Below are 8,654 nucleotides of genomic sequence, written 5' to 3'. Positions count from 1 at the left end.
ATCCTTAAAACTTTAACCTTTAGCGATCGCCTAATTTATGAAAAATACAGCTCATACAGTTACTTTTATGTTACATTATCAATATTTATGTAATATGTAAAGATGCCAGCGCTCATTGCTATAAATCGAGAAGCATTCACTCGATGACTACAAGCTTATATTAAAACCATCTCTCAAACTGAACTATAACTAAAGCCAACTAATAACCTTTATTCTTTAGCTAAAAAACGTTTAGAGTCACAATAGGGACGCTGCATCCAACGTCCCTTTTTTACCTGTTCGCTGACTGCTGATAGCTGAAAGCTGACAGCTAATTATGATGTCCTAAACCTTGCTAACTCTTCCCCAGTCTTAGCATCATGGGCGTGAACGGTACACACCAAACAAGAATCAAAAGACCGAGCAACATGACCGACTTCCACCGGGTCATTCACATCAGCAATAGGAATACCTACTAACGCTTCCTCAATAGGTCCGCGCACACCTTCACCATCACGGGGTCCCACATTCCAAGTAGTAGGCGCAATAACCTGATAATTCTTAATCTTACCGCCTTCTATTTCCACCCAATGACAGAGGGAACCACGACTAGCGTTAGTGGCACCCCAACCACGACCATCCTTTTCTTCAGGCTTAATATACCAAGGATCACGCAACTTAAACTCCCGCAAACAACGTTCTGTTTCACGGTACAACTTAGTTAATTCATGCATTCTGGCAAACACGCGCAAATGTACGCTCGGTCCGCCCATTTTCTTGAACATATCCAAAACTAAACCGTCTTTCTGCTGCCAACTTTCCCCATGGTCGCCACCTGATATTAATTCCCGCGCTAAAGCACCAACTTCCATCCGACCTAAGTCTTGGTGAGATACAGCAGTTGACCAAGAATAAGCACCGTCAAAGTCAATATCATTATTAGGAACAGGTACGGTAGTCCGGTCAAAAGGATGTACATCTCCATCACCCTCGTTATACCAAGCGTGAGCAGTATTCTCCCGCGTCAAAGTATGCTCCATCAATTGATGAATATCTGTAGTGCTATCGTAGACACCACTTTTCATAATCATAGCAGCGTTCCGACCTTCAATAGTCGGACGTTGATATTTGTCTTCGTGAGGCAAATATCCCCAACTCATATATTTACCGACACCCGCACCAATTTTATCTAAACCAATATTCAGACCCATGCGCCAATAGAAACCCAGGTCTGAACTAGCATGAGCGGGATTTTCATCCAACCATTCCATGAAATCGTCATAAGTTTGAATCTGTTCAAACCTGTCAATGGAACAACCTAACCATATTGGTTCTAACCAGTTAGTGCGGAAATATTCCAACATTGCCCAGGCGCGGGTAACATCGGTGAGAGTGGGAGCGCACATGACGCCACCGGGAACCATGAAACTAGAGTGAGGCCATTGACCGCCGAATAGAGCGTATATTTCTACAGGTTTGGATGCAACGGTAATACCTGGTTCGTAGGATGTACCTGTAAATGCTGCGAAACGCTTACAAGCTTCTTCGTAGAATGGGCTATTTTGATATTTTTTGTTTGTTAGGTCGATCGCGTATAACCCATAAAAGTAACGTGGATGACTTTGGAGAGTTTCTACAAGTTGACCGAGGTTACGAGCAAGGATAGCGTTACGAGGTACTTCTGTTTGCCAAGCTGTATCTAATGCCCAGGAAGCACAGGTGAGGTGAGAAGCACCGCAAATTCCACAAATTCTGGGGGTGACAATGAGACCAGCTTTAGGGTCTTTGCCTTTGAGGATGACTTCAAAACCTCGAAACATTTGTGCTTGAGTCCAAGCGTTGGTTACATATCCGTCTTGAATGTCAACTCTTACATCTAGGTCGCCTTCAACGCGCCCCACGGGGGAAATGTCTAATGTTTGTACTTTAGTTTGAACCATTTTTTTAGTTATCAGTTATCAGTAGCTATAGCTTGTGTAGGTTGGGTTAAGCTACAGCGCAACCCAACAACAATATCTAAGTAGCTAGGTATAATTAAATGTCTGAAGCGAAGAGAATGTATGTTTGCACACAATGACCTAGAAAAGCTATTCTAGTTATTGTAATTGCTTTGTTCTTCGCAATGACAGAGGGTTTTATTATGTTGGGTTGATCCTAACGGATAAGCTGGCGCTAACGTTTCCTCAACCCAACCTACTTTTAAACTGTAAAGAAATCTTCTTCTGCCCAAGCGGGAGTTGAATCTTTAGCAACGATACTTAGCAGAGCATAGTCTTTACGGTTGACTCCCGTAGGTAATTCTTTGGGAACTCCCATGACTGTTTGAGTATTGAATACTGTTCCCGGTGCGAGGTCATGGAATGGAAATTCTGGTTCTGTACAACCTAAACATGGCATTCCCGCGCGAGTCTTAGATGAAACTCGGTTCCACAAAATACGGTTACAGGAAGAGTGAGTCATCGGTCCGCGACAACCCAAGTCATAGAATAGACATCCTTGACGCTGCCCGAAATCTGAAGTTGAAGCTTTATAAGCAAAGTGAACGTTGCGAGTACAACCTGTTTGAGTAAAGCTTTTGAAAAATGTTTCGGGGCGGTGAAATTCGTCTAAGGTAATGTCATCAAGTCTGCCAGTAGCAACCGCTACTAATATTTGGGAAATCCAATCTGGGTGCGCGGGGCAACCGGGAATATTGATAACAGGATATCCAGCTTTACTTTTGAAGTCTTCTCCTAAAAATCCGCCTTTTTTCCGTTTGAGAAATTGCAAACCTTCAGACTCACTGGGGTTTGGTGACATTGCAGGAATACCGCCATAAGTAGCGCAGTCTCCCACTGCCACAACGAAACCTGCAACTTCGGATAATTCTTTAACCCAATCTTTCATCGGGCGATCGGCAAAACGGTTCCATTCTCCCGTACCATTGGGAGCGTTAATTATTGTTCCTTCGTATACTAAAATATCTAAATGTATTTTTCCCGAAATACAATCTTTTAATAATTGTTGGACGTTTGTACCAAGTTCAAATCCTAAAGAAGGATGCCAAAGTACATTAATGCCAAAGTCTGTGATTAGGTCACAAATATTTGGTTCTTCAGCATTGAGAAATGATATGGTATTGCCAGAACAGGCTCCACCTTGAAGCCACAGTAGATTGATCATTCTCCCCGATTCTCCTCTCTTTTGTCTGAGGTTGAAATGGGATTTACGATTAGCACTTGTCGCACCCTAATTCAACCTTTATGGAATTATAAAGGGGATATAATGACAATTTTCCATTTCTTTACGAAATTCTTTATTATTGATTAATTGTTAGTTTAACTAATTTTTATTTGGTTGCTTTTGATACTTTATTTTCAAAGTTTTATTGCTATGGAAGAAGGCATAAATAAGAAGAAAGAAGGAAAAATCTTGCGTTGTCTGAGTTTTAAATTTTTGATATGTCAAATACAATCATGGCGACTACTATAAGAAAATCGGCATTGCTGAATTAAGGTATGAAAGTAAGTTTATCGGTAATAGGGAATAGGGAACAGGGAACAGGGAACAGTTAATATTAACAAGTAGTTCAAACAATCCCAAATTATCAAATCATACCTAGAATCAGCAACGCCAGAAAATCTTGAGAAAAACTAAAATTAAGTTGTCCTAGATTTTCTGAAATTTTCTACATATCAGGAGTATTTAGCATCCCAGACTTTAACTCCGTTCTTAGAAATATATCTTCTTTCAATATTCGACCCCTCAATTCGATTACTAAATGCTAAACTTCTTGAAAGTTATACCAAATTCAAAAAAGGTAGTTACATCTTAATTTGTGATTTATTGCTACAATTAAAAATTGTATATATCCATAAAATGTCAAAATAAAGCATTTTTTCCTCTTTTTTATCTAGTTTTTCTTTCCCTTTTGCCTGTTGCCTGTGTCGAGACTGTAGTAATTTTCTATGAAATTGGTATGATCTAACGCTTAGAAATATCTTTGTGTTACATTGTCATAAGCATCACACATTATTTTGTAATGCTCAAGTATACTCATGCCCAATATATCTACCCATTAGTCCCGGAAAATATCAGGAAATGCTTAGTTGAAATAAATAGACATCTGGTAAAAATCCAAAATCAAATCAATTATCACACATAAATTATCAATTCTTTCCCCTCCTGGGAGGGGGAGGGGCGAGGGGTGGGTTCCCTACTGCCTACAGCAAAGCTGCCTACTGCCTCTTTTCTGGAGATGTCTAATAGGCGATCGCTATGAATTGACAGTGCTGAGAAAAAATCGGGGAGTTATATCAAATCCGCTAGGGTTCGGTATAAAAAAATGTTTCATCTTCGCTAACGTCGCAAATATTTCTAAATTCTCTTTCCTCCTGACTCCTGAGGACTGATATCAAATCCGGTTGAACACTTATTAGAATTGTTGGGGGGAGTAGGGGAGTAGGGGAGATTGAATGCTTGAAGTATAGTTATAAACATATACTATATAACCGGATTCTATATGACTCCTAATTAACTATCTAATTAGGGTTTGCTGATTAAATATCGCGCTTATTGACTGATATTGGTTTGAGCAATTTTAGATCTGGAAAAAGTGCGAGGTTTTAAGTGGTAATGGTTCAAAAATTCAGGATTTTGGTCAAGAGTTGGGCAGAACCATCTTGGGAAAATTCTTACTCCTACCTCCTTCAAATTCGCCTAACTCCTGTCTCCTGTCTCCTGTCTCCTGTCTCCTACCTTCACCCATAAGACTTTTTCAGCAAGCCCTAATTATACCAATGCTACCGGATTTGATATTATTCTCTTCGGGAGTTTCAAACACAGGATAAAGATGTTGCAGTTTGACTCTAGTATCGTCAGTAGAGAAATGCCAAATGACCTTACTAGCAGTTTGATTACGCTCTTGACTCCATACTTCTAACTTTTTGTGCAACTGCTCAATAGATTGCTACTGCCAAAAATTGTTACCTCCAGAGAGTTCTAAATTGCTGTATCAATTATTAAGATTTATAGCTATTCAAAAATTATTTGTTGAGGCCATTAGTCCCGGAGTCTTAAGAAAATTTTATATGTATATAGTGTGTTTTTCCAATATAATAAAAATCCTTCACTGTATATAGAGTGCATTATTAAATGACCCCAAAGACCGAACCACAAATTAATTATTTCCGAGAATGGACTAATAGCTGTGTCGATGACCAATTAATACACCTTAATGTTATCCCTTTAGAAGGACAACGGCCTTATGAATTTTTGTTTTATTCTGATGCTATTCCTAGACGAAATGATGGCCGAGTAACTAGCCAAATATTAAAGCGATACCAACACGTTGAAGAAGGTGGATGGTGGTGTTCGGGAATTGATTTACTTACAGGAGAAGAGGACCTTTGGGGTTGTTTTAAACCTAGTCAACCACGTCAAAGTTATGACCAAAAAAAGTTAATTAAATACGAACATCCTCCGAAAACTCCCACCAGTTTATTTGCCCTAAAAATACCCCTACATTTGTGGCATCAAATTGCTAGTCGTTATCAAATAGAAATTCTGCCAGAAGATATTAATAATAATCAACCAGACTTTGGTTTTTGGCAGTGGTTTATCGCCCATCCTCAAATACCTTTATGTATTACTGAAGGAGCAAAAAAAACAGGTGCTTTATTAACAGGTGGTTATGTAGCGATCGCTTTACCAGGAATTTTTGGTGGATATAGAGTTATTAGAGATGAATATGGCAACCGTATTGGTAGATCGAATTTAATTCCTCAGTTAGAAAAACTAGCAAATAATCATCGAGAAATTTATATTGCATTTGACCAAGATACTAAACCTAAGACTATTAAAAATGTTAATGCTGCTATTAGACAAACTGGATATTTACTCACAAGAAAAGGATGTAATGTTAAAGTTATTTCCTGGAATCCAGAATTAGGTAAAGGAGTTGACGATTTAATTGCAAATCATGGGCAAAGTGTTTTTGATGAAGCTTATAAAAGCGCATTACCTTTAGAACTTTGGAAGGCTAAATCATTTAGCCAACTCACATATCCTGTAAATCTTAGAGTTAATAGTCGTTATCTTTCCGAACAACATATTTTAGGTTCTATCAGCAGTAATAATTTACAAAAGTTAGATAATCTTGACCTAGCCTATAGCACTGATTTTCCGGCAAAATTAGTAGGAATTAAATCTGCTAAGGGCACTGGAAAAACTAAGTTATTAGAGAAAATTGTCAGTGAAGCTGTAGCTCGCAGTCAAAAGGTTTTAGTTATTGGTCATAGAGTACAGTTAGTACAAGAGTTATGTCAACGTTTTGGACTAAAATATATTACAGAAGTAGATAAAAAATCAGATAATAAATTATTAGGTATTGGTTTATGTATTGATTCCCTACATCCTAATTCTCAGGCTAGTTTTAATCCGGAAAATTGGTCGAATGGAGTGGTAATTATTGATGAAATAGAACAGGTAATTTGGCATGGTTTAAATTCTAATACTTGTCGGCAAAACCGAGTAGAAATTCTCAGGTCTTTCAAAACATTAATGCAAAATGTTTTAGGAGGTGTCGGTCAGGTATTTATAGCTGATGCTGACTTAAGCGATATTTCAATAGATTATCTACAAGCTTTAGCAGGAGTAAAATTAGAACCTTTTATTATTCAAAATGATTGGCTACCAGGAGAAAAAGAAGCTTGGCAAGTTTTTAATTATCCAGAAACTACTCCCAAAAGATTAATAGCAGATTTACACAAACATATCCGTGAAGGTGGCAAACCAATGGTGTGTTTGTCAGCACAAAAAATCACAAGTAAATGGGGAACTCGTGCTTTAGAAGCTTATCTAAAAAAACAATTTCCTGACTTAAAAATCCTCAGAATAGATTCAGAATCTTTAGCTGAACCTAATCATCCTGCTTATAGTTGTATTAAATCATTAAATCAAGTATTGCCACAATATGATATTGTCTTAGCTTCTCCCTCCATTGAAACAGGAATTAGTATTGATATTCAAGGTCATTTCACTTCAGTTTGGGCTATTGCTCAAGGAGTACAAGGAGCAACTTCAGTTTGTCAATCTTTGGGTAGAGTTCGTGAGAATATTCCCAGATATTTATGGGTAGCAAATTCTGGTTTTAATCAAGTTGGTAATGGTTCGACTTCTATTACTTCTTTGTTCAATTCCGAACAACGTCTGACTCAACTCAATATTAGACTATTACAACAATCAGATTTTGATAGTTTGGACGATATAGAAACAGGTTTTCAAGCAGAATCTTTTTTGTGTTGGGCAAAAATAGCGGCTCGTTTCAATGCAGGAATGAATCAATATCGAGAGTCTATTTTAGAAGCTTTGCGAGTCGAAGGACATCATATTATCGAAGCTTCCCCAGAAGTTTTAGCTAATAATTTAGAAGCCAAAAAATCATCAGAAACACTTACAGAAATTAATGATTTACAGGAAGCGATAGCTACTGTAATTAAACAAAATTATCAGACAGAATGTGAAGCGATCGCTACTGCCCGAAATATTAGTTTTACCGAGTATCAAAAACTCAAAAAACGATTATCCAAAACCAGCAAACAACAACGGGAACAACGAAAATTTGAATTAATGTTGCGTTATAGTATTCCCATAACTTCTGAATTGGTAGAAAAAGATGATGCTGGATGGTATCAACAGTTGCAACTACATTATTTTATGACTGTAGGGCGACAATACTTAGTAGCACGAGATGCTGAAGTAGCGAAAACAATTTTGGAGTTGGGCAAGGGAAATATTTTCATACCTGACTTTAACGATCGCTTACTGGGTGCAACCATCGGGGTGATGGAATTATTGAAAATACCGCCATTGTTGAAAGATAGGCAACGGGAGTTGAAAAATATTGATGAAGATTTGCAATTGTTGGCCAAGACCGCTTTAGCAAACCGAGCAGCAATTAAAACTATAGTCGGGATAGGGTTGGCGGTAAATTCTAGTCCGATTACAATAGTGCGGCGTTTTTTGGATAAAATTGGTTATAGTTTGGAGTGTTTGCGTACAGAAACTCACCAGAAAAAGCGATTGCGAATTTATCGTATTGTTAATCCTGATGATGGCAGGTTTGAGGTATTTCAGCAATGGTTAAGTGCTAGTCATACTAAATCTTGTAAAGACGGAGTTTAAATAAAATGGTAATCCTGCTCGCGTAATGGTATACAGCAAAAAGTAATACCAGGCACGGGAGCAAGATGTTCCCACTGTTCTCATAATAAACATTGCCGGACAATGTACGACTACCAATAAAACTTTTATTGTGCGAGCATCTTGCTCGCCACGGGTGTACCTCATCCTTGATAAAATTTCTAATATAGCAGAAGGAAGAAGGCTTTAATTATCTAGCCCACATTCCGCACCACAAAATGTAGCAACCGAAGAAGGAGTCAGGAGACAACCCACCCCTCGCCCCTCCCAGGAGGGGAAAACAGGAGACAGAATTTTAGAAGAAAATTATAGCTGCCGTCATTGAGTCATCATCAGAGCAAGTATTTATGCGTAAATTTTTTACTAGTGGGACTTACACAACTTAACTGGCCAAATTAGACTATAATGCTTGTAAATCAATAATTTTACGTCGAAGCGATCGCAAGGAATGAAAGAAACAACCCCTACTGCAATGCCCCCTTGCTTTGAAAGGT

4 protein-coding genes are annotated in these 8,654 nt (G+C 38.2%); 1 reads left to right on the top strand and 3 read right to left on the bottom strand.

The window, feature by feature from the left end; all coding sequences use genetic code 11:
• Positions 1-314: 314 nt before the first annotated feature.
• The 3 genes from F6K27_RS31520 to F6K27_RS31510 form a co-directional block, all read right to left on the bottom strand.
• Positions 315-1,919, bottom strand: a complete 1,605-nt coding sequence (locus F6K27_RS31520; protein ID WP_287279694.1) for a nickel-dependent hydrogenase large subunit — start codon at positions 1,917-1,919, stop codon at positions 315-317.
• Between the two features lie 259 nt (positions 1,920-2,178).
• A complete protein-coding gene (locus F6K27_RS31515; protein WP_124143876.1) occupies positions 2,179-3,141 on the bottom strand; it encodes a hydrogenase small subunit in 963 nt (320 codons plus the stop codon).
• A gap of 1,594 nt (positions 3,142-4,735) precedes the next feature.
• Entirely contained in the window at positions 4,736-4,912 is a 177-nt protein-coding gene (locus F6K27_RS31510; protein ID WP_375339722.1) for a hypothetical protein, read from the bottom strand.
• A 200-nt stretch (positions 4,913-5,112) separates the two neighbouring features.
• Here F6K27_RS31510 and F6K27_RS31505 point away from each other — a divergent pair, with 200 nt between their 5' ends.
• Complete coding sequence (locus F6K27_RS31505; protein ID WP_287279693.1) at positions 5,113-8,142, top strand: plasmid replication protein, CyRepA1 family; 3,030 nt, start codon at positions 5,113-5,115, stop codon at positions 8,140-8,142.
• The last annotated feature ends 512 nt before the right edge of the window (positions 8,143-8,654 follow it).

The organism is Okeania sp. SIO2F5 (assembly GCF_010692685.1).
GTDB classification, from domain to species: domain Bacteria; phylum Cyanobacteriota; class Cyanobacteriia; order Cyanobacteriales; family Microcoleaceae; genus Okeania; species Okeania hirsuta.
Note: the sequence above shows the minus strand (reverse complement) of the source record. Positions and strands in the feature narration are given on the sequence as shown.